The 21,653-nt window shown below is 41.8% G+C and carries 14 protein-coding genes; 8 read left to right on the plus strand and 6 right to left on the minus strand.

Going from position 1 to position 21,653, the window contains the following annotated elements; genetic code table 11:
• Positions 1-118: 118 nt before the first annotated feature.
• Complete coding sequence (locus tag BEGALDRAFT_RS18300; RefSeq protein WP_002690090.1) at positions 119-2,074, plus strand: diguanylate cyclase domain-containing protein; 1,956 nt, start codon at positions 119-121, stop codon at positions 2,072-2,074.
• Positions 2,075-2,125: 51 nt separating this feature from the next.
• Here BEGALDRAFT_RS18300 and BEGALDRAFT_RS18305 read toward each other — a convergent pair whose 3' ends face one another.
• Complete coding sequence (locus BEGALDRAFT_RS18305; protein ID WP_002690092.1) at positions 2,126-3,844, minus strand: PP2C family protein-serine/threonine phosphatase; 1,719 nt, start codon at positions 3,842-3,844, stop codon at positions 2,126-2,128.
• 54 nt (positions 3,845-3,898) lie between these two features.
• Complete coding sequence (locus tag BEGALDRAFT_RS11320) at positions 3,899-4,891, minus strand: Fe(3+) ABC transporter substrate-binding protein (RefSeq protein ID WP_002690094.1); 993 nt, start codon at positions 4,889-4,891, stop codon at positions 3,899-3,901.
• A 168-nt stretch (positions 4,892-5,059) separates the two neighbouring features.
• Between BEGALDRAFT_RS11320 and BEGALDRAFT_RS11325 the strand changes: the two genes are divergently transcribed.
• Positions 5,060-8,545 (plus strand): FAD-dependent oxidoreductase, encoded by a 3,486-nt coding sequence (locus tag BEGALDRAFT_RS11325; protein WP_002690096.1) that lies wholly within the window; start codon positions 5,060-5,062, stop codon positions 8,543-8,545.
• Here the strand turns inward: BEGALDRAFT_RS11325 and BEGALDRAFT_RS11330 are convergent.
• Both BEGALDRAFT_RS11330 and BEGALDRAFT_RS11335 read right to left on the minus strand, forming a co-directional pair.
• The gene (locus BEGALDRAFT_RS11330; RefSeq protein ID WP_002690098.1) at positions 8,538-9,428 is read right to left on the minus strand and encodes a nucleotidyl transferase AbiEii/AbiGii toxin family protein; all 891 of its coding nucleotides are present in this window, start codon (positions 9,426-9,428) and stop codon (positions 8,538-8,540) included. The two genes, BEGALDRAFT_RS11325 and BEGALDRAFT_RS11330, sit on opposite strands and share 8 nt — an antisense overlap.
• Positions 9,403-10,308: a type IV toxin-antitoxin system AbiEi family antitoxin domain-containing protein gene (locus tag BEGALDRAFT_RS11335; RefSeq protein ID WP_002690099.1), complete on the minus strand. Its 906-nt coding sequence runs from the start codon at positions 10,306-10,308 to the stop codon at positions 9,403-9,405. The genes BEGALDRAFT_RS11330 and BEGALDRAFT_RS11335 overlap by 26 nt, the downstream gene beginning before the upstream one ends.
• A gap of 152 nt (positions 10,309-10,460) precedes the next feature.
• Between BEGALDRAFT_RS11335 and BEGALDRAFT_RS11340 the strand changes: the two genes are divergently transcribed.
• Positions 10,461-11,138, plus strand: a complete 678-nt coding sequence (locus tag BEGALDRAFT_RS11340) for a phytanoyl-CoA dioxygenase family protein (RefSeq protein WP_002690100.1) — start codon at positions 10,461-10,463, stop codon at positions 11,136-11,138.
• 295 nt (positions 11,139-11,433) lie between these two features.
• A complete protein-coding gene (gene nadA / locus BEGALDRAFT_RS11345) occupies positions 11,434-12,534 on the plus strand; it encodes a quinolinate synthase NadA (protein WP_002690102.1) in 1,101 nt (366 codons plus the stop codon).
• 57 nt (positions 12,535-12,591) lie between these two features.
• Here nadA and BEGALDRAFT_RS11350 read toward each other — a convergent pair whose 3' ends face one another.
• On the minus strand, positions 12,592-13,809 hold the full coding sequence (locus BEGALDRAFT_RS11350; RefSeq protein WP_002690104.1) for an ABC transporter ATP-binding protein: 1,218 nt from the start codon (positions 13,807-13,809) through the stop codon (positions 12,592-12,594).
• A 548-nt stretch (positions 13,810-14,357) separates the two neighbouring features.
• On the opposite strand from BEGALDRAFT_RS11350, the gene gltB reads away from it, so the two are divergent.
• On the plus strand, positions 14,358-18,821 hold the full coding sequence (gene gltB, locus BEGALDRAFT_RS11355; protein WP_002690106.1) for a glutamate synthase large subunit: 4,464 nt from the start codon (positions 14,358-14,360) through the stop codon (positions 18,819-18,821).
• 69 nt (positions 18,822-18,890) lie between these two features.
• Positions 18,891-20,324 (plus strand): FAD-dependent oxidoreductase, encoded by a 1,434-nt coding sequence (locus tag BEGALDRAFT_RS11360; RefSeq protein WP_002690108.1) that lies wholly within the window; start codon positions 18,891-18,893, stop codon positions 20,322-20,324.
• Between the two features lie 138 nt (positions 20,325-20,462).
• On the opposite strand, the gene BEGALDRAFT_RS11365 is transcribed toward BEGALDRAFT_RS11360, so the two are convergent.
• Positions 20,463-20,720 carry a hypothetical protein gene (locus BEGALDRAFT_RS11365; RefSeq protein WP_002690110.1) on the minus strand — a complete coding sequence of 86 codons (258 nt, stop codon included), beginning with the start codon at positions 20,718-20,720 and terminating at the stop codon, positions 20,463-20,465.
• A gap of 312 nt (positions 20,721-21,032) precedes the next feature.
• Here BEGALDRAFT_RS11365 and BEGALDRAFT_RS11370 point away from each other — a divergent pair, with 312 nt between their 5' ends.
• Positions 21,033-21,272 carry a HypC/HybG/HupF family hydrogenase formation chaperone gene (locus tag BEGALDRAFT_RS11370; protein WP_002690111.1) on the plus strand — a complete coding sequence of 80 codons (240 nt, stop codon included), beginning with the start codon at positions 21,033-21,035 and terminating at the stop codon, positions 21,270-21,272.
• A 1-nt stretch (position 21,273) separates the two neighbouring features.
• On the plus strand, positions 21,274-21,651 hold the full coding sequence (locus BEGALDRAFT_RS11375) for a hydrogenase maturation nickel metallochaperone HypA/HybF (protein ID WP_002690112.1): 378 nt from the start codon (positions 21,274-21,276) through the stop codon (positions 21,649-21,651).
• Positions 21,652-21,653: the final 2 nt, after the last annotated feature.

Consider the following 21,653-nt stretch of genomic DNA (forward strand, 5'->3'; position numbering starts at 1 on the left):
GTGTACAATGTAAGCAAGGTGTATTAAGAAGTACCTAATAACAGAATATTAGTTAGAAAAACAGCTCGACCCGCTGTGATTTATTTTATTTTTATTATTTTGGGTAGGAACTCGTGCTATGTCTTATACAACCCATTCGTCAGATGCATCTCATTCATTAGAATCACTGTCATTTTTGCCACAAACTCGTTTACAAGCCGTTGTTAATTTTTGCCTAGTAAGCCTATCTTATTATCTATTTGGCGCATTAGCGTTGGAGGTTGTGACAATAGAAAGTTGGGTAACACCCATTTGGGCAGCGGCAGGTATTGGCTATGCTGCCTTATTTCTTTGGGGGTATCGCTTTGGATTTGCGATTTTTATCGGGGAAATGTTCGAACACATTTTTTTAATGAAACCCTTATCATGGCTAGAATTATTAACGGCAAGTAGTAATACCCTATCGTTATTAATTGGCGTTTGGCTAGTCCGTTATCTCTTGCGTCAACCACAAAGCCTATTCAGCCGTCCTGCTCACGTTGGCATTTTTTGCGGTAGTGCCTTACTCATCAGCTTATTAAGTGCTAGTTTAGGCATTAGTCTTCGTTTATTGTTTAACACAATTCATGCCACAACACCTTTACAAGTATGGTGGACATGGGGATTAGCCGACTTAGTCGGTATTCTCGTCATAGCCCCCTTTATTATTACAGGATACACCGAACAAAAACGCGCTTGGTATAGCCATAAACGGACAGAAATTATTCTATTGTTTACAAGTTTATCGCTAGTTGTTTGGTTAGTCTTTGGGCATTCGATAGACCCCAGTATCAGCGCGTATCCACTCACTTTTTTATTAATGCCCTTTCCATTATGGGCAGTTTTTCGCTTTGGACAACGCGAAACCTTATTTGTTATCGTCGTGATGAGTACCATCGCTATCTTAGCAACCCTTTCCCAATCGGGGCCTTTTACTTATCACTCCTTAGATTACTCCCTACTTATTTTACAAGCCTTTATTGGCGTGATTTGCATCTCAACCCTGATTCTGATGGCAGTTGTCAATCAACGCAGCGTACTAGAAACACAACTCCTCGCCAGCCAAGCCGCACTACAAGACGCGAACAACCGACTAGAACAAAAAGTGCTCGCTCGCACCGAAAGTCTGCGGCAAAGCATGGAAAAGTACCAAGCGATATTTATTAACGCGATAGAAGGCATTTACCAAACTACCCCAGAAGGCAAAATATTAGAAGCCAATCCTGCCCTTGCACAAATGTATGGCTATGCCAGCCCTGAAGAAATGATGGAAAAAGTACCCGATATCGAAGTGATATACATCAACGCAGAACGACGCGCAGAATTTCATCAACAATTACAAGAAACGAAAGCCGTTTATAACTTTGAATCAGAAGTTTATCGCCATGATGGGGATATTATGTGGATTTCAGAAAATAGCCGTTTAGTGCAAGCCAATGACGGGCGTGTACTCTACTACGAAGGCACAATGATTGATATTACTGAACGCAAACAAGTCGAAGAAGAACTACTCCAACTCGCCCATTATGACCCCTTAACAGGACTTGCCAACCGTCGTCTATTCCAAGCCCGTTTAAAACAAGTCATGGCAAAAGCCCGTTCTAGCGGAAAAACAGGCGTACTCCTCTACTTTGATTTAGACGGATTTAAAAAAGTCAATGATACCTTAGGGCATGAATTTGGCGACTACATTCTACAAGAAGCCGCGAAACGCTTAAAAAATTGCCTACGTGACCGTGATGTTTCCTGTCGTTTAGGCGGAGATGAATTTACTGTGATTGCTGAACAAGTAATGCGAGAACAAGACGCGGTGACGATTGCCGAGAAAATTCTTGCAAACCTCACCAAACCCTATATTTACAAAGAACAAGAAGCCAGTATCGGGGTTAGCATTGGCATTACCTTCTTCGATGGACACAACTACGACATAGAAAATATTGTTAAACAAGCTGATAACGCCATGTACTCCGCTAAACGAAGCGGAAAAGGGACGTATCGGTTTTATACACAAACCAGTGAAGATATAAAACAGCAAATAAACAATAAGATAATATAAAAGCTCATTATGCAGTAAAGTGTATGAAGCTGTCTCGATACACTTTACTGTTTACGCAAAACTTTCACTGGCACACAAAGGCGGATAAGTCGCTAACAAATCTCTTTTTTTCATGATAATCAAAGTAATATCATCCATTTGCTTTAATCCGCCTAAATGCTTTTCAACATCCTTAATAATATTTTGGCGGATAATTTCGGCGGAACATTCCCAGAAACAACTAGCGACTTCACATAAACGTTTAATCCCATATTGTTTTTTCTGCGGATTCAATGCTTCTGTAATCCCATCTGTATATAACACCACAATATCATTCGGGTTTAACGTAATCTGAGTTTGCGCAATAAAATCCGTAATATCTTCGCTTAAACCAATCGGAAAGCCTAAATCGGTTGTGCTAATCCGTTCAATTTTTCCGCCAGCACGGATAATAATCACATCCTCATGTTGCCCACTTAAATACAATTGACCGTCATAATAATCAATAATCGATAACGTCAGGTTTTTATCACAATTCATCCGCTGGACATTGTTATAAATGGTTTTATTTAACGTTCCTAAAAATTTAACGGGGTCTTTTTCGTTATGAATTAAGAGCGTATGCACGGCTGTTTGTACCATCAGCATTAAAACACCACTTTCTAAGCCATGTCCTGTTACATCACCAATTCCAATTTTTATCCGATTATGATGTTGAATAACATCATAATAATCTCCCCCAACTTCTTCCGCAGGTTGCATAAAGCCTGCAATTTCTAAATCTTCAATCGCCGCTAGTTCATGCGCTTTTGGTAAAATCATTTGTTGTAATTGGCGGGTAATATCTAATTCTGCACTTAAACGGACATTTTCTTTTGCTAATTGCTGATTAAGCGAATTAATTTCAATATTAGCTTGTTTTAGCGCATTTTTAATTTTATAGAGATGATTAATAAATAACCATGCAATCCATGCAAGGAGGAATAAGGAAAGTAAATAGGCAGTAACGCGATAAGTATTAGCTTGGCTTAAGGCAGATTGATAAGCATTGTCGTATAAATTTTCTATCTTTTCTAAGTTAATAATTATCGGTAATGCCAATAATTGTGCGGTAATTTTATCAACTAATGGCTTAGTTTTTAAGATAATTTGGACATTATTAATCACTTCATCCATTAAGCGACGATTAATAGACTTTTCATAATCTTCTTTAAATGCGGTTGCGTTTTCTACAACTGCGGATAAATTTTGTGCTAATTCAGCATCTTTAGCGGTATTAAATAAAGCAATTTTGGTTAATAGTTCATTTAAGGTGGACTCTAAAAACCATTCATTTTGTTGAAAACTCGCGCCTGCCATTTGTGAATTTAAGACTTCTAAATAATTCAGTGCCGTTTTTAATTGTTTACTTTGAATACGAAAATCCACAATTAAACTTTGTTTTTCAAGCAATAAATCGGTTTGTTGCGTCAATTTTTCTTGTATGGCAACTTGTGCAATATCATCGATAAATTGAGGACGTTGCATTAATTCTGTGTGGAGTTGCTGTAATGTATTTAATACCTTATCAAAATCATCCCGAAAAGCTAATAATTCATAACGATACTCGATTATCTTTTGATTGAGTTGGGCATGCGTTGTTTTAAATTGGTTGAGTTGAAAACGGTAATATTGATGCTGTTCTGCATCGACAGAGTTAGCCAGTTGTAAAAATGTCAGCAGTAATAAGGTGATAACAATAAAAGTAAGCCCTTGTAATGTCAGGCGAATAGCAAGATAACGTTTTAACATGATGAATAACTCCTAAATGAAGTGATTACCCTCCTTTGTAACGCTTTTGTTTTGTTAGTGATAACCCACTTCTTCCATTAGGCGTGTGGCTTGGGCTTGGAGTCGTCCTGCTTCTGAAACATGTAAGGTTTCTGCATTAAACTTGCCCCATTTTTCAACAATATGAGAGAGTTTTACTTGTGGATTAGCAGGATATTCGAAATTCAATTCAGCAAATTGGTCTTGGGCTTCTTCGCTGGATAACCATTCTAATAATTGGGTTGCGAGTTCAGGATGTTTGGCATATTTCGTGACACCCGCGCCTGATATATTGATGTGTACCCCGTCATGCCAATGAATCGCAACGGGTAATTGTGGATTATCGTGTTGTAATCGTCCTAAATAGTAGGTGTTGGCTATGCCGATTTCACATTGCCTATTTGCAATTGATTCAATGACCTGTGTGTCACTGGCTAAAACGGGAAGAGCAAGATTATTGACCCAACCTGTGAGCAAATTGCGGGTTTGTGCTTCGCCGTAACGGGCGATAAACATGGCAACAAGCGATTGATTATAAACTTTTTTTGCGGTACGCAAGCAAAGTTTGCCGTGCCATTTGGGGTCGGCTAAATCAGCGTAATCTTTTAAGTTTTCAGGCTTAATGGTTTCTGTGTTGTACATAATGGGGCGTGCTCGCACGGATAAACCTACCCAACGCTTTTCAGGGTCGCGTAAATGTGGGGGAATATTTTTGTCTAAGAGGGCGGAGTCTATTGGGCGTAATACGTCTTTTTCTGTTGCTAGCCATAAATTGCCCACATCAACCGTTAAGAGTAAGTCGGCGGGGGTGTTTTCGCCTTCTATAACGAGACGGTCAAGTAATTCTTCTTCTTTAGCACTGATAAATTTAACGGCAACGCCTGTTTTTTGGGTGTAGGCATCAAATAAGGGTTTTATCAGGTGTGCCATGCGGGCAGAATAGACAATGATGGCATCACTCGCATTCACAGACGGTAAGATGAATCCGATAAAAATGCCAATTAGACCGCTTACCGTTTGTATTTTCATGATATTTTAGGCTCAATTCAATGATGTTACTTTACAGCAAATGATAATCATTATCATCTGTCTTGTCAAAAAACACCCGATAGGTGCTTGATAGCTTGCGATAGAATGCTTAATTCAGGTTATTAATAGTTGTTTCACTCTCTCCTCTTCATCGTTGCGTAATTAATTATGTCTGTGACTCATTCTTTTCATGGTTTTCAATTTGCGGATTTATTCCGTTTAGAAACCCTTTACCGTTTTGACCAGCAATTTTTAGATGAGTTGGCAATTCAGCAACCTGATTTAAAAGCGGATTTATTAGCCTATCGCCAAGCCAGTCGCCTTTTTACACCGATAGAAATCAGTACATTATTGTTAGCCTGCGCACCGTATTTGGAAAATTTTCTCGCGCGTTTATTTGGGATTGAAACCGCATTAAATGGGGCTAATCAGGCGACTTTAAGCCATCAACCTGTTTTTGCCTTTAAAAAATGGTTTGTACAACGACGGGCGCGACGGCGGTTAAGTAAAGCAGAGCCTTTGCCCGCGTTTTCTACCTTGCAGGCTTGGTTAAAAGATGAGATTGAGAAATATCAATTAAATTCGTTAGATATTGAATTAGCAACAGCACAGTTAGGACAGCGTTATTTAAGCGATACTGTTTTATATCAAGCAGAAATTGAGCAATTAACGCGGTGGTGTTTGCACGGATTACGCGAGCCTGAAGGACAGAATTTTGTTAAAAACTGGGTGAGTTTTCAATTACCGCAACAACGCAATCATGCCCAATTAATTCAAACAATTCCGATTCAACATCAAGGTGTTTCTTGTTTAAGCAGTGCAAAACAACATCCACGCGAAGGCTTTAATTTAACCGATGCACGTTACTCAGCGCGAGCGGTGCAAAGCGAAGTTGATTATTGCGTGTATTGTCATGACCATGATGGCGATTTTTGTTCTAAAGGGTTTCCTGAGAAAAAAGGCGAGCCGTTATTAAAAATTGACCCGCTGGGCGTGACCTTAACAGGCTGTCCTTTAGGGGAAAAAATTTCCGAAATGCACACGCTAAAGCGTGAAGGGCAAACTATCGGCGCACTTGCAATGTTGATGGTTGATAACCCTTTCTGTCCTGCAACAGGGCATCGGATTTGTAACGATTGCATGAAAGGCTGTATTTATCAAAAACAAGACCCCGTCGATATTCCCCAAATTGAAACCCGCATTTTAACCGATGTATTAGCCCTGCCTTATGGTGTGGAAATTTACGATTTACTCACCCGTTGGAATCCTTTACGCCAAAAACAATATTTACCACGTAATTACAATGGTTTAAAAGTGCTGATTGCAGGACAAGGCCCAGCGGGCTTTACCCTTGCGCATCATTTATTAATGGAAGGCTTTGCCGTTGTTGGCGTGGATGGTTTAAAAATCGAGCCGTTACCGACTGAGTATTTAACGCAGCCCATTCGTGATTATGCGCAGTTACAAGAACCACTTGCAGAACGGATTATGCTCGGTTTTGGCGGTGTCGCCGAATATGGAATAACCGTGCGTTGGGATAAAAACTTTTTAAAATTAATTTATTTATCACTGTCGCGTCGTTCACATTATCAAGTGTTTGGTAGCGTGCGATTTGGGGGCACATTGACGATAGAAGAGGCGTGGGCATTGGGTTTTGACCATTTGGCTATCGCCGTCGGTGCAGGATTACCGCAAGCCTTGAATATTCCTAATAGTCTCGCGGTTGGAATGCGTCAAGCCAATGATTTTTTAATGGCATTACAACTGACAGGCGCAGGAAAACGCGATAGTTTAGCGAATTTACAAATTCGTCTCCCCGCTGTTGTTATTGGGGGTGGATTGACGGGCGCGGATACGGCAACCGAAGTACAAGCCTATTATTTATTACAAATTGAAAAAATATTAAGTCGTTATGAAATATTAAGCACGCAGTTAGGGGAAAATGAACTACGTCAAGGCTTAAAAACGACTGACTTAGCCATTTTAGACGAATTTTTAAGTCATGCCCGTGCTGTTCGTGCTGAAAAAGCCCGCGCTCAAGCGGAAAATACTGCCCCAAATTTACGCGATTTACTGCACCAATGGGGTGGTGTAACGATTGCCTATCGTCGCCGTTTGCAAGACTCTCCCGCCTATATTCGCAATCACGAAGAATTAGACAAAGCCTTAGCTGAGGGCATTTTTTATTTAGAAAATGCCGAGCCTATCGACGCAGAATTAGACACAGCGGGACATCTTAAAGCCCTACATTTTCAACGCAATGGCGAACGCCTCACCCTGCCCGCTCGCGCTGCATTTATTGCGACAGGCGCACGTCCCAATGTTGCCTATGCGTTTGAACATCAAGGCAGTTTAGAACGTGATGGCTTTCAATACCGCTTATATCAGCAAAATACGCAAGGTTTCCAAGTTGCCAACTCACAACCGAGCCATTGTAAAACTGCAGAGTTTGGCGCGTTTACTTCCTACCAAACCGACGGACACCGCGTGTCTTTAGTCGGTGACACACATCCCGTTTTTCATGGTAGCGTTGTAAAAGCCATTGCCTCCGCTCAAAAAATTTACCCGCACATCGTCGCTAATTTTGCCGAACGTGTTCACGATAAAGGCGACGAACAGGCTTACCAAACTTTCCGCACCCACTTACAAACCCAATTACACAGCTATGTTGTTAAAACACAACGCCGTAGCCCGCACGCGGTCGCGCTCACCGTTCACGCGCCACTGGCTGCGCGTCGTTACCGTGCGGGGCAATTTTTCCGCGTCCAAAATTACGAAAGCCTCGCCCCTGTTATCGCAGGAGTTCGTTTACACAGCGAAGCCCTCGCCTTATTTGCCTTAACAGTTGATGCGGATAAAGGCGAAATCACGTTTTTAATTGAAGAAACAGGCACAAGCTCACGTTTAATTGCACAAACGCCCGTCGGACAAGCCCTTGCAGTCATGGGACCAACAGGTGTGCGTACTCATATTGGGACAGGGAATGAAACTGTCTTACTGCTTGCGGAACAAGCGGGAATTGTCAACGCCTGCGCTGTTGGGCAAGCCTTACGCCAAGCGGGGAATCGAGTCATTTGCTTGGTTGCTGTGACAGATGCCAATGACATTGCTTGTCAAACAGAACTGGAAACCGCTAGCGATAGGCTTATCTGGGTAACGACAACATCAACCCCATTGCCTCGCTGTCGTGCAACAGATAAACAAGTGATAGGCACATTATTAGACGCTTTACGCCACTACGCACAAGCGGGAGAAAATCCATTATTATCAACTGTTAATCGCGTTTTAGTTTTAGGTGGTGCGGATTTATTGCACAGCATACAAAATGCCCGCTGTGGTGAATTACATGATTATTTCGCGCCGAATACGACTTTTACAGGTGCGGTGTACAGCACAATGCAATGTATGCTGAAAGGCGTTTGTGCACAGTGTTTACAATGGCAAATAGACCCAACGACAGGACAACGTACGAAAGCCGTTTTCGCCTGCTCGTGGCAAGAACAACCCTTAGAATGGATTGATATTGATAATTTAACCGCCCGTTTACAACAAAATACGGTACAGGAATATTTAAGTCAGCAGTGGCTGGGGTATTTGTGGGGGAGTAATAATAATCTCAATATTTTGTCTGATGGGACTGATAGATTTATTTAATCAGCGATTTATTCGTTTGTTGGTTAAATTTGTCCCAAGGCAAAGATTCAAAAAATTGAGTGACTTTCTCATATGTTGGTTCAAAGGCTGGGAGAGATTCAACTGTTGTGGTTAAGTCTTGATATCTCTCACCAGAACGCCGTTTAACTTCAGGGTCACGCATTCCATTTTGATGCAGTAACGGCTCTAAATTTTTACCAATACTTTTTTTATGTAAAGTGTCGAGTATTTTATACTTCATATCAGTATAAACGTCTTGAAAATTATCAATTAAAAAATTTAAATCATAAATATCTTGTTCTCGATTTCTTTTTCTAATTTTTTGTTGTAAAACAGAACGAAACTTTTCCGCAATAACATCTATGAGTGCATATACTTGTATGGTTGTTTCACTATCTATATAAATAGAATCAATGTTATAACAAGGTTCATTTAAGCTGTAATCAATTTGTATAATGGTAGAAAAGGGTTTCTCTAATTGTTTTAAGTTCATCCCATTTTTATACGCATAACCAATTTTTATCACAATGGTTGGAAATGTTCCTATAGCGTTTGGCTTTATCTCATGAGATTGACATTTGCATTTCATGCCATAATTCACTTCAGTTTCAGCAATATCCATTGCATCATTAAAGGTTTGTAAAAAAGTTGCTACATCAATATCCGCTAATTTTTGCCCTGTAGAAAAATCTATATCTTTTGTATAGCGGTCATTTTGATAGAAAATCCCTAACAACATTCCTCCTTTCATAATCATAAAAGGACGTAATGTTTCTGTATTGGAGATAGCTTTTAAAATAATATGAATAGCTTGCCTAAATGGTAATTGTGCTTGCGGAGATGATGAAACCCATTGTTCAATATTTTGATGTGTTAGATACATAACGCTGAGCAAATTCTACATTGATGGATAAAGACCAATCTTCGTCATAAATTGGAGAAAATTCATGTAGGTGGCTCAATTTTTTAGAGCTACCGCGTTCATTTTTCGCCTCTTTTTGCCATGTTGTTATCTGTTCATGTTGTACCCCAAGCATTTTGTCTAATACAAAACCCACTCGCGCAATATCAATTTTTTTGTTTTGTGGATTTTTTAGCGCGGTAATAATTTGTTTTGCATATTTTTTTCCATGTTCTAAATAAACCTCTAAAACATGTTCCTCCCCGCCACATAATTCAGGTTTTCTTAGCATATCGATAAATGTTTTACCGATTGAACTAACTCGGATAGGCGTGTTCTTTATTTGGACAGGCTCAATAATGTTTGACTCATGCGCTATAATCACTTGCTCTTGATTGATTATCTGGGTTTTTGTAAGTGGATATTTAGGGATGAAATTTGAAGGGATTGTCGTGTCATTTGGTAAACGTGTTTTTATGTCTCTCAGCGCATTGTCACGCCATATTTTTTGATTACAAACGGTAAATATAATTTCTCTAGGAATTTTATCTGTCAATTCATACCATTCCATTGCACTAATATATGAAAGATATCCATAAGGATATAAGCAGCAAATAATTTCTTTTGTACTGTATGTTGGTTTACCTGCTATTAGATAGTAAATATGTTTTTCTGGTTCACCTCTTTCATGCAAGATACCGATATTTAGTAATTTATTTACAACATCCGCGTAATTTATTTTTTCAGGAGTAAAAGAATAAATTTGCTCATAAAGACGCGCTTTTGTTATTACAGAGAAAGGATATTCATTTAATATCCAGTAGATTATTTTTTCTTTTATGTTATTATGCTTAGCGTTCATTTGTTAATTATTTACATATAATGTCCTTAGGACATTATATGTAAATAATTTTTACAGTGTCAATAGTTCTATTATTATTTATTAGGTAGTTGACAAGATTTACCTTTAAATTTAAGATAAATCCTTAGGATTTATCTTAAAAAATAAAAACTATGTTAAAAACCACCCTAACCAATGAAGGCTTTGCACTTATCCCGCAAATTTTTTCTGCACAAACTTGCACAGAACTGTTGGCGCAGATTCCTGCCATACAAGCGACTTCCGCAGGGACGCGCTCCTTGCTCTCTTTCGCATGGTGTGCCGATATGGTACAACAGTTAAGGGAATATCTGAAGGAAAAACAATTAATTGATTCGGGTGCCGTCGCAATACAATGTACTTATTTTGAAAAATCACTTGCCCGTAATTGGTTAATTGCGTTTCATCAAGATTTAAGCGTTCCTGTTGTCAAACGGAGTTCACATCTTGCATTACAAGGGTGGTCAGAAAAAGAAGGACGGCTTTTTGTGCAAGCTCCTTGTGAGTTATTGGCGCAATTATTAGCGGTTCGTGTACATCTTGACCCTTGCACTGTGGCAGATGGTGCATTGCGGGTTATTCCACGCTCGCATACGCAAGGACGGATTCCTTTACAATCACTTGCAACACATCGCCAGACCTTACCTGAGCCTGTGTTATGCCCTGCTGAACAGGGTACAGTTTTGTTAATGCGTCCGTTATTACTTCATGCGTCTTCAAAATCGACAGGGCAGGGTTTACGGCGGGTTTTACATTTTTTATTCGCGCCACGTCAGCCTGAATATGGGTTGCAGTGGCGGGAATGGGTGTGAAATTGGTCTTGCGATGAAAAAAATTATCGCAAGCGTCATTTTTGTCATATTGCTGAAAAAATCGCCCTGTTCCCATTGATTAAAACCGTAATAGCCACTACCATGTAAGTTGTAAAACAAAACTATCACCTGTTTATTTCCACAGAAACAGTGGGAATACCTAGAAACACCTCGTTTAATTTAAATCGGTTGTGTGTGGTGAAATCTTAAGCGATTGTTATTTAAACTATCTCTTAAAGGGATTGGCAGGTGCTAGTAAGTTGCAAAACACAACTAACTTATGAGGCGAATGATTATGGGTACTCCTGCAATTGAAATTGACCGTTATGTCGCATTAAGTGATGCGGAATGTGATGAGCGTATTCGAGCGGCGAAAGCAACTTTAGGCGATAACTTAGTAATTTTAGGACATCATTATCAGCGGGAAGAGGTATTTAAATATGCCGATTTTTCTGGAGATTCCTTAAAGTTATCTAAACAAGCCGCGCAGTCTAAAGCGCGATATATTGTGTTTTGTGGCGTGCATTTTATGGCGGAAGTGGCGGACATTATGAGCCGTCCTGAACAGATTTCGATATTGCCTGATTTAGCAGCGGGTTGTTCGATGGCGGATATGGCGAACTTGGCAATGGTTGAGCGGGCTTGGCAGGAATTAGCGCGTTATATCGATGTAGAGTCAGCCGTTACGCCCGTGACTTATATTAATTCGGCAGCGGATTTAAAAGCCTTTTGCGGTCGGCATGGGGGCATTGTTTGTACCTCTAGCAATGCACGGCAGGTTTTAGAGTGGTCGTTTCAGCAAAAAGAGAAAATTCTGTTTTTCCCTGACCAGCATTTAGGACGCAATACGGGCTATAAGATGGGTATCCCATTAGAACAGATGGTTGTGTGGGATTTTAATCAACCACGTGGCGGTTTGACCCCTGAGCAAATTAAACAGGCAAAAATGATTTTGTGGAAAGGTTTTTGTTCTGTACATCAAATGTTTCAACCGCAACATATTGATAATTTTTTAGCGAAATATCCTGAAACGAAAGTAATTTCACACCCTGAATCGATGTTCGAAGTCTGTCAAAAGTCGGATGAAGTCGGTTCTACGGAATACATTATTAAAACCGTGAAAGCCTCGCCTGCGGGTTCTCGTTGGTTAGTCGGTACAGAGTTAAATCTCGTCAATCGTCTCGCGCATGAGTGTAAGCCTTTGGGGATTAATGTACATTTTATGTCGCCGACGGTGTGCATGTGTTCTACGATGTTCCGCACTGACCCACAGCATTTATTGTGGACGTTAGAAAATTTAGTCGCGGGGCGGGTAGTGAATCAAATTAAAGTCGCGCCGAGTGAAACCGAGCAAGCGAAATTAGCGTTGCAACGGATGTTTGATGTCAGTCCGTAACGGTTAAGAAGGATTAGGACTGGTAGTCCTCACAGGACTGCCAGTCCTGACAGCGTTTTAAATCTGCGCCCATTGGCGTGGTAGGCTGACAACGCCTTGTTCTAAGCCTTTTTGGCGAACGTTGAGCGTAGCGACAGTGCTGGCGTGGTCATAGACATGAATGGCATTTTCGCAGAGTAGGAAAATATCGACCCAATATTCGCCTTTTAATAAGGCGAGTTTGGGGAAGGTGACGCGCACGGTAGCGATGCCGTTACTATCGCGTTGAATGGGTAGCCCATCGTGCTGTGTGCCTGCACTGGTAATAAAACGCCCATCCGCGTTGATGATTAAAATGCCGACGGTTGGTGAGGGTAAACTAATATCAGAGCTAAATTTAACCGTGATACAAAGTTCACTGCGTAAGCTGAAGACATCGAGTTTTTTATCGGTCATGCCGTCAACTGTCACGCTGACCTCTTTAATTTTCGCTGTTCCTTCTACAATTTGAGAACTAGCGACAACGGGCGTATTTTCCACAGGGGTTGTGTTTGCTTGTAGTTGTGCGTTGGTATTTTGTGATAAAGATTCGGTGTAAGCACTAACAACGCTACTGGGAACGCCATCCATTTTAATTTGTCCGTGTTCTAACCAGATAACGCGGTCACAAATGGCTTCAATTTGGTACATGGAGTGTGAGCAGAATAAAATTGTTTTACCTGCTTGTTTAAATTGCATAATTCGATTGAATGATTTACGCGCAAACGCGCCATCACCAACGGAAAGGGCTTCATCAACGATTAAGATATCTGGTTCAACACAGGTCGCAACGGCAAAAGCAAGGCGCACAAACATGCCTGATGAGTAAGTTTTTACAGGATGATCCATGAATTCTTGAATGCCTGCAAATTCGACAATAGTTTGATAAATCTGGTCAATTTCTGGAATCGTTAGCCCCATCATTGTGCCGTTTAAATAGACGTTTTCGCGTCCTGTCATGTCAGGATGGAAACCGCCACCGAGTTCTAAGAGTGCTGAGACTCGCCCCGTCACTTCGCAAAGTCCATTATCAGGTTTTAATGTGCCTGCAATGATTTTTAATAAGGTACTTTTTCCCGCGCCATTATTGCCAATAATCCCAATCACTTGCCCATTTTCTATATGCAAATTTAAGGGATGTAATGCAATAAATTCTTCATGATGACGACGTTTAGTCAGAATTTCGAGTAGGCGGTCAACGCCATGTTCATAATAACTATAGGTTTTGCAAATATTTTCTAAGCGAATCACAGGCATATTGGTGTGTTTGTGTTGGGATAAGAAGACAAAGCGATATGGCGTATTATAAGCCTTCCCTGATGTTTGTTGTGCAATAGAGGGAAAAGCATTTCATTTTCATAGAAACAAGGATTTCTTGAATTGCTGACTTAATTCATTTTAGTCGTTTATTATGAGTGTCTCTCTGAATTCGTTTATTTTTTAGCTCAATTATAAGGTAAGGGAAAATTGATAAAATCAGATAATTTGTAAAAAAGCCTTATTTTTATCATAAATGTCTTTAATCTATTTATTAGTATAAAGTAGGTTTTTGATTATCTATTGACAATCCTCTATAATGCCACGCTTTTTTATATAAATGCCATAATAAAATAATGGATTAGAACGTATAGAATTTAAAATTGCCCGTGACATAGAAGTAACGGAATACTATAATAAAAGTGTTTTGTCCCTAGTAAAAATAGCATAGTATTGGTCTCTCTATTTTAGTGAAAAAAAACAGGCTAATAGTTAATTTTCCACTAGCCTACCCTTAAATTTCCATTCTTTAAATGCTTTCGGTGAAGATGAATATGTTGACAGGACTTTATCGCCCTTCGTTTGAAAAAGACAGTTGCGGCTTTGGGTTAATTGCCCAAATGGATGGCAAGGCGAGTCATTGGTTAGTACAAACAGCCGTTACTTCGTTGAACAATCTCACCCACCGAGGAGCAGTCGCCGCAGATGGTAAAACTGGGGATGGCTGTGGTTTATTATTCAAAAAACCTGATTCTTTTTTACGGGCTTTAGCACAAGAGCAAGGGATTACCCTCGCACCTTTGTATGCGTCTGGTTTGGTGTTTTTATCCACGAATCCACAACAAGCTGAGTTTGCTAAACAAACCTTAAATGCAGAGTTGCAAAAAGAAGGCTTATTTGTCGCGGGTTGGCGTGTTGTGCCGACAGATGCAGAAGCGTGTGGCGCGGAAGCGTTAAAAACCTTACCGTTTATTGCACAAATTTTTGTCAACGCGCCTGAAAATGGGGACGATGTCAGTTTTGAGCGGCAGTTATTCATTGCCCGTCGTCGCGCTGAAAAAACCTTGATGGCGCAAGGCGATGAGGTGTTTTATGTGCCTAGCCTGTCTTGTCGGACAATTTCTTATAAAGGCTTAGTGATGCCTGCGAAATTGCCTGTTTTTTATCCTGATTTGAACGATGCGCGTTTCGAGTCTGCGTTATGCGTTTATCATCAACGCTTTTCTACGAATACATGGCCGCAATGGCGGTTAGCGCAACCGTTCCGTTATTTAGCGCATAACGGTGAAATTAATACGATTCAAGGCAATCGAAATTGGGCAGTGGCACGCGGTTATAAGCTTTCTACACCGTTAATTGCCAATATGGACGATATTCGCCCTTTAGTGTCGCTCAGTGGTTCTGACTCTTCCAGTTTAGATAATATGCTGGAGGTGTTGTTAGCGGGCGGTATGGATATTTTCCGCGCCATGCGGTTATTAATTCCGCCAGCTTGGCAAAATATGGAAAGCATAGACCCAAATTTGCGGGCGTTTTATGAATACAATTCTATGCACATGGAATCGTGGGATGGTCCTGCGGGCATCGTGTTGACTGATGGACGTTATGCCGCTTGTACCATGGACAGAAACGGCTTACGCCCCGCACGTTATGTAATTACTGAAGACCGTTATATTACCTTAGCGTCTGAAATCGGCGTTTATGAATATGATAACGCCAACGTGATTGCGAAAGGACGTTTAAAACCTGGGCAAATGATGGCAGTAGATACCGAAACGGGTACGCTGTTATTGCCTGAAGATATTAACCAACGTTTGCAACAACGTCAGCCTTATCGGACTTGGTTGAAGAAATACGCAAAACGCTTGGACGAAAATATTGCCACGCCTGAAGTAGTTAAAAATGAGTTAAGCCCTGAAGAGTTAGCGATTTATCAAAAGCAATTCCAAGTTAGTTTAGAAGAGCGTGACCAAGTATTGCGCGTTTTAGCGGAAAGCTCTCAAGAAGCGGTTGGCTCTATGGGCGATGATACGCCGATGGCGGTGTTATCGAAAAAAGAACGCTCAGTTTATGACTATTTCCGCCAACAATTTGCGCAAGTGACTAATCCCCCGATTGACCCTTTACGGGAAAAAATCGTGATGTCCTTACGCACATGTTTTGGGCGGGAACGAAATTTATTTGAAGAAGTTGATATCCATGCGGCACGTTTAGAAATCGCCTCGCCGATTATGTCAACCTCTAAATTTAATCGCTTATTAGCGTTGACTGACCCCGATTATGCCCATGAAAAACTGGTATTAAGTTATCCGCAAGGACAAGACTTAAAAACCGCCATTCTTGCCTTGTGCGAACAGGCAACGAATGCCGTAAAAGCGGGAAAAGTCTTGCTTGTCTTATCCGATAAAGGTTTAAAAGCAGACCATTTACCCATACACGCGGTTTTAGCGGTTGGGGCTGTGCATCATTATTTAATCGCACAAGGGGTGCGTTGTGATGCCAATATCGTGGTAGAAACCGCCACCGCCCGCGACCCGCATCATTTTGCGGTGTTAATCGGTTACGGGGCAACGGCAATTCATCCGTATTTAGCCTATGAATGTATCCTTGATTTGTTAAGCAGTGGCGGGATGCAAAACATGGATGCCGCGAAAGCCTTAGAAAATTACCGTAATGGGATTAATAAAGGCTTGTACAAAATTATCTCCAAAATGGGGATTTCTACGATTACCAGCTATCGTGGTGCGCAACTCTTCGAAGCCGTTGGCTTACATAGCGATGTGGTCGATTTATGCTTTAAAGATACGACGTGTCGGATTCAAGGCGCGACGTTTGACGATTTAGAAAACGACCAACGCAAATTACATAAACTTGCATGGAATCCACGCAAGCCTTTAGACCAAGGCGGGTTATTAAAATTTGTACATGATGGCGAATATCACGCTTATAACCCCGATGTTGTGCAAGCCTTACAAACCGCTGTAAAAACGGGCGATTATTCAGAGTATCAACGGTTTAGCCGATTAGTGAATGAGCGCGACCCGATGACGTTCCGCGATTTGCTCGCGCTCCGTTCAGATGTCACGGCAATATCTATTGATGACGTTGAACCTGTTGAAGCCATTCTCCCGCGTTTTGACAGTGCAGGCATGTCTTTAGGCGCGTTATCCCCTGAAGCCCATGAAGCCTTAGCCATTGCCATGAACCGTTTAGGCGGGCGTTCTAACTCTGGCGAAGGGGGCGAAGACCCCTCTCGTTATGGCACGGAACGGATGTCGAAAATTAAACAAGTCGCCTCTGGACGTTTTGGAGTCACGCCTGCTTATCTCGTCAATGCCGAAGTGTTGCAAATTAAAGTCTCACAAGGGGCTAAACCAGGTGAAGGCGGACAATTACCAGGGCATAAGGTCAATGAAATGATTGCGACCTTACGTTATTCCTCCGCTGGGGTTACGCTGATTTCTCCGCCACCGCATCACGACATTTACTCGATTGAAGACTTAGCCCAATTGATTTTTGACTTAAAACAAGTCAATCCCAGCGCGTTAGTCTCCGTTAAATTAGTCGCAGAAGCAGGGGTCGGCACGGTTGCCGCAGGTGTTGCCAAAGCCTACGCCGATTTAATCACCATTGCAGGCTACGACGGTGGCACAGGCGCAAGCCCATTAACCTCCGTAAAATATGCGGGTAGCCCTTGGGAATTAGGCTTGACCGAAACCCATCAAATTATGCGGGCAAATGATTTACGCGATAAAGTGCGGATTCAAGCCGATGGCGGATTAAAAACAGGCTTAGACGTGATTAAAGCCGCAATTTTAGGCGCGGAAAGCTTCGGTTTTGGCACTGCGCCAATGGTGGCATTAGGTTGTAAATATCTACGGATTTGTCACTTGAACAACTGCGCGACGGGTGTTGCGACGCAAAATAAAGTCCTCCGTCGGGAACACTTCATCGGCTTGCCCGAAATGGTCATGAATTACTTCCGTTTCGTCGCAATGGAAACCCGCGAATTATTAGCGCAATTAGGGATTAAACGCATGAGCGACTTAATCGGGCGTACCGATTTGCTCACCCGTTTAGAAGGTATTACTGAAAAACAAAGACATTTAGATTTAAGCCCGATTCTCAGCGATGCCAATGTGGCTGCGGATAAACCACAATTCTGCGTACATCCTGCCAATAAACCCTTTGATAAAGGTGAACTTGCCGAGCAAATGGTAAAAGACATACTCCCCGCGATAGAGGGTAAATTAGGCGGTGAATTCTCTTACCTTGTTCGTAACGTCAACCGCTCAATTGGAGCACGGATTTCTGGAGAAATTGCCCGTCGTCATGGCAATCTGGGCATGAGCGACAAACCAGTCACTGTGCGCTTAAAAGGTTCAGCAGGGCAAAGCTTTGGCGTGTGGAATGCGGGTGGCTTGCATTTACACCTTGAAGGCGATGCCAATGACTACGTGGGCAAAGGCATGGCAGCAGGCAAAATCGTGATTTATCCACCTGCAAATAGCCGTTTTGAATCCCAAAAAACCGCCATTATTGGCAATACCTGCTTATATGGCGCGACGGGTGGCATACTTTACGCCGCAGGGATAGCAGGTGAACGCTTTGCCGTGCGTAACTCTGGCGCACATGCCATTGTTGAGGGCGTAGGCGACCATGGTTGCGAATACATGACAGGCGGGATTGTCGTTGTTTTAGGCGAAACAGGCTTTAACTTTGGCGCGGGGATGACAGGCGGTTTTGCCTATGTCCTAGACCAAAACAATACCTTTGTTGATAAATACAATCATGAGCTTATCGACGTGCATCGTCTCGCGCCCGAATTCATGCAAGCCCACAGTGCGCATTTATACGGCATGATTAGTGATTTTGTCCGCGAAACGGGTAGCCAATGGGGACAAACGCTATTAGACGACTATAGCAGTTTCGTGGGTAAATTCTGGCTGGTTAAACCACGGGCAAGCGAAATCGGCTCGCTGTTAGACAGTTTGGTCAATAAAGCGGCGTAACGTGTTTGTTGGGGCGAAACCCTCGCCCCGCTCCCCTTTTTGAACGTATTCAATTTGGTATTTGCAACAATGAGCGACAATTTTCAATTTCTTAATTTACCCCGCCTAGACCCTGAAAAAACCGAAAGTCGAGTTCGGATTCATACATGGAACGAAATTTATGGACAATTCGACAACTCAGAGGCAGGCAACCAAGCAGGACGTTGTTTAGAATGTGGTAATCCCTATTGCGAATGGAAATGCCCCGTTCATAACTACATCCCTAACTGGTTGAAACTGATAAGAGAAGGCAATTTATTTGAAGCGGCAGAATTATCCCATAAAACCAACTCACTGCCTGAAATTTGCGGGCGAGTCTGTCCTCAAGACCGCTTATGCGAAGGTGCTTGCACCTTAGGCGATGGCTTTGGCGCGGTTACGATTGGTTCTATTGAAAAATTCATTACCGACGAAGCCTATAAACAAGGCTGGCGACCTGATTTGTCTAAAGTAGTACAAACAGGGAAAAAAGTCGCGATTGTTGGCGCAGGCCCTGCAGGTTTAGCCTGTGCAGATATTTTAAGCCGTAATGGGGTTAAAGCCGTCGTTTATGACCGCTATCCCGAAATTGGTGGCTTACTGACTTTCGGCATTCCCTCCTTTAAATTAGAAAAACAAGTCGTCCGTGTTCGTCGCCAAATCATGGAAGGCATGGGCATTAAGTTCATTCTCAATACAGAAATTGGTCGTGACATCAGTTTTCAACAATTATTGAATGAATACGATGCCGTCTTTTTAGGCATGGGTACTTATAACTACATGCAAGGCGGTTTTGCGGGTGAAAACCTTAAAGGAGTCTATAAAGCCTTACCGTATTTAGTCGGCAATATCAGCCATGTAGAAAACTGGGAAACCAAAGCCGATATTCGCGCAGGCTTAGAAATGCAAGATGGTTATATTAATCTGAAAGGTAAGCATGTTGTCGTTTTAGGTGGCGGTGACACCGCGATGGACTGCAATCGTACCGCTATCCGTCAAGGCGCGGCGAGCGTCACTTGTGCTTATCGTCGAGATGAAGCCAATATGCCTGGTTCTAAACGCGAAGTTGCGAATGCAAAAGAGGAAGGCGTACAATTTTTATGGAATCGTCAACCTGTTAGCATTGTCGGCGAAGGACAAGCAGAAGGTGTAAAAGTCGTCACAACAGAACTCGGTCAACCCGATGCACGCGGTCGCCGTAGCCCGCAAGTCGTTCAAGGCAGTGAAGAAGTTATTCCAGCCGACGTGGTATTAATCGCCTTTGGTTTCCGTCCTAGTCCAGCGACTTGGTTTAAAGACTTTAATATCGACGTAGAAAGCAATGGACGGGTTAAAGCCCCAGCAAGCCAAGAGTTTGCTTTCCAAACGACCAATAAAAAAGTGTTTGCGGGTGGGGATATGGTGCGCGGCTCAGATTTAGTCGTGACTGCTGTTTATGAAGGTCGTCAAGCAGCAGAAGGGATTTTAAATTATTTAGGCGTGTAAACGGATGAAAGGCATTAGATAATCAGGAAGCCATTCAGGAGGAGTGTAGCCTGAATGGCTTTTTTATTACGTGGTCGTTGCATCTTACACCTACCTGTCATAAAAATGACACTTCAAACAAAAACAAAGGTGAAATCGTTAGACAGGCTCTTTAACGTTTTTTTTCGCTGCTGCAATGACCGTAACATCTTCAGAATGGCGACGGGTGCGTTCTTGAAAGGTTTGAAAATCAGGGATATCCGCCCGCAACTCTGTTTCTATTGATGGCACACGGCTTGTTATTTGTGGAACAGCCGAAAATTGCGGAACAGTGTTTAACGTTTGTGCTTCCCCAGCCCAGCCCACTTGCGCTGAACAAAAACCAATAGCACCAACGAAAAAAGCTTTTAAATACATTTTAGTATATCTCCTTGCACAATTATTTTTAGGGTTACTTTCTATAGCGCAAAAGATATACCAACATCATTTTTACAAACTAACTCATTATAAAATATACAGTTAAAACAAAATGAGATGAGAAGTTGACGAAATACAGATGTAAATTGCTAGAGAGACCGCAATATTAATTTCTCGGTTTCAGCATGATTATAAAAATTTATCTATTAAAATAAATAAAATAAGTAAAGCGTGATAATTTTGACAGCCCTGTTATGAATTCAATCACTCCCTCTCTACAGGGTTTTTAAGCAAACAAACTGAGGTTTTTTTATGTGTTTAGGTATTCCCATGCAAGTTGTAGAAATCAATGGCTTTAATGCCCGCTGTCAAGCAAAAGGTGTCGAACGTGACATTAATTTATTTATGTTACAACATGATATGCCAGTCGCTGGCGAATACGTCATGGTACACGTAGGCTATGCGTTGCAAAAAATGACCGAACAAGATGCACAAACAACATGGGAATTATTAGACGAAATCGCCAACGCCCAAGCGAACGAACCCTTTTAATATGCACGAATTATCAATCTGTTACAGCTTATTAAATCAAGTAGAAGCAATTGCCCAAACGCATCAAGCCCGACGTGTTGCCAGCATTACCCTACAAATTGGCGTATTAAGCGGGGTTGAGCCTGAACTACTCCGCCAAGCCTTCAGCATCGCCCAAGCAGGAACAGTTGCCGAACAAGCGACATTAATCTGCCAAACCTTAGGCGTTAAAGTGCGTTGCCAACAGTGCCAAGCTGAAAGTGAAGTTAGTATTAATCGCCTACTTTGCGCCCACTGTGGCGCGTGGCAAACCCAAGTTATTAGCGGCGATGAAATGCTATTAGCCAGCGTGGAACTCATCACAGATAATTCAGCACAGCCAGAGAATAAAGCTGATTAAAC

This window comes from Beggiatoa alba B18LD (genome assembly GCF_000245015.1).
GTDB classification, from domain to species: domain Bacteria; phylum Pseudomonadota; class Gammaproteobacteria; order Beggiatoales; family Beggiatoaceae; genus Beggiatoa; species Beggiatoa alba.

Bases quoted from the DNA above. Each gene is read 5' to 3' on its own strand.
- BEGALDRAFT_RS11365 (WP_002690110.1), bottom strand. From the start codon at position 20,720: ATGTATTTAAAAGCTTTTTTCGTTGGTGCTATTGGTTTTTGTTCAGCG.
- BEGALDRAFT_RS11340 (WP_002690100.1), top strand. From the start codon at position 10,461: ATGTTAAAAACCACCCTAACCAATGAAGGCTTTGCACTTATCCCGCAA.
- BEGALDRAFT_RS11320 (WP_002690094.1), bottom strand. From the start codon at position 4,891: ATGAAAATACAAACGGTAAGCGGTCTAATTGGCATTTTTATCGGATTC.
- gltB (WP_002690106.1), top strand. From the start codon at position 14,358: ATGAATATGTTGACAGGACTTTATCGCCCTTCGTTTGAAAAAGACAGT.
- BEGALDRAFT_RS11350 (WP_002690104.1), bottom strand. From the start codon at position 13,809: ATGCCTGTGATTCGCTTAGAAAATATTTGCAAAACCTATAGTTATTAT.
- BEGALDRAFT_RS11375 (WP_002690112.1), top strand. From the start codon at position 21,274: ATGCACGAATTATCAATCTGTTACAGCTTATTAAATCAAGTAGAAGCA.
- BEGALDRAFT_RS11330 (WP_002690098.1), bottom strand. From the start codon at position 9,428: ATGTATCTAACACATCAAAATATTGAACAATGGGTTTCATCATCTCCG.
- nadA (WP_002690102.1), top strand. From the start codon at position 11,434: ATGGGTACTCCTGCAATTGAAATTGACCGTTATGTCGCATTAAGTGAT.
- BEGALDRAFT_RS11360 (WP_002690108.1), top strand. From the start codon at position 18,891: ATGAGCGACAATTTTCAATTTCTTAATTTACCCCGCCTAGACCCTGAA.
- BEGALDRAFT_RS18305 (WP_002690092.1), bottom strand. From the start codon at position 3,844: ATGTTAAAACGTTATCTTGCTATTCGCCTGACATTACAAGGGCTTACT.
- BEGALDRAFT_RS11325 (WP_002690096.1), top strand. From the start codon at position 5,060: ATGTCTGTGACTCATTCTTTTCATGGTTTTCAATTTGCGGATTTATTC.
- BEGALDRAFT_RS18300 (WP_002690090.1), top strand. From the start codon at position 119: ATGTCTTATACAACCCATTCGTCAGATGCATCTCATTCATTAGAATCA.
- BEGALDRAFT_RS11370 (WP_002690111.1), top strand. From the start codon at position 21,033: ATGTGTTTAGGTATTCCCATGCAAGTTGTAGAAATCAATGGCTTTAAT.
- BEGALDRAFT_RS11335 (WP_002690099.1), bottom strand. From the start codon at position 10,308: ATGAACGCTAAGCATAATAACATAAAAGAAAAAATAATCTACTGGATA.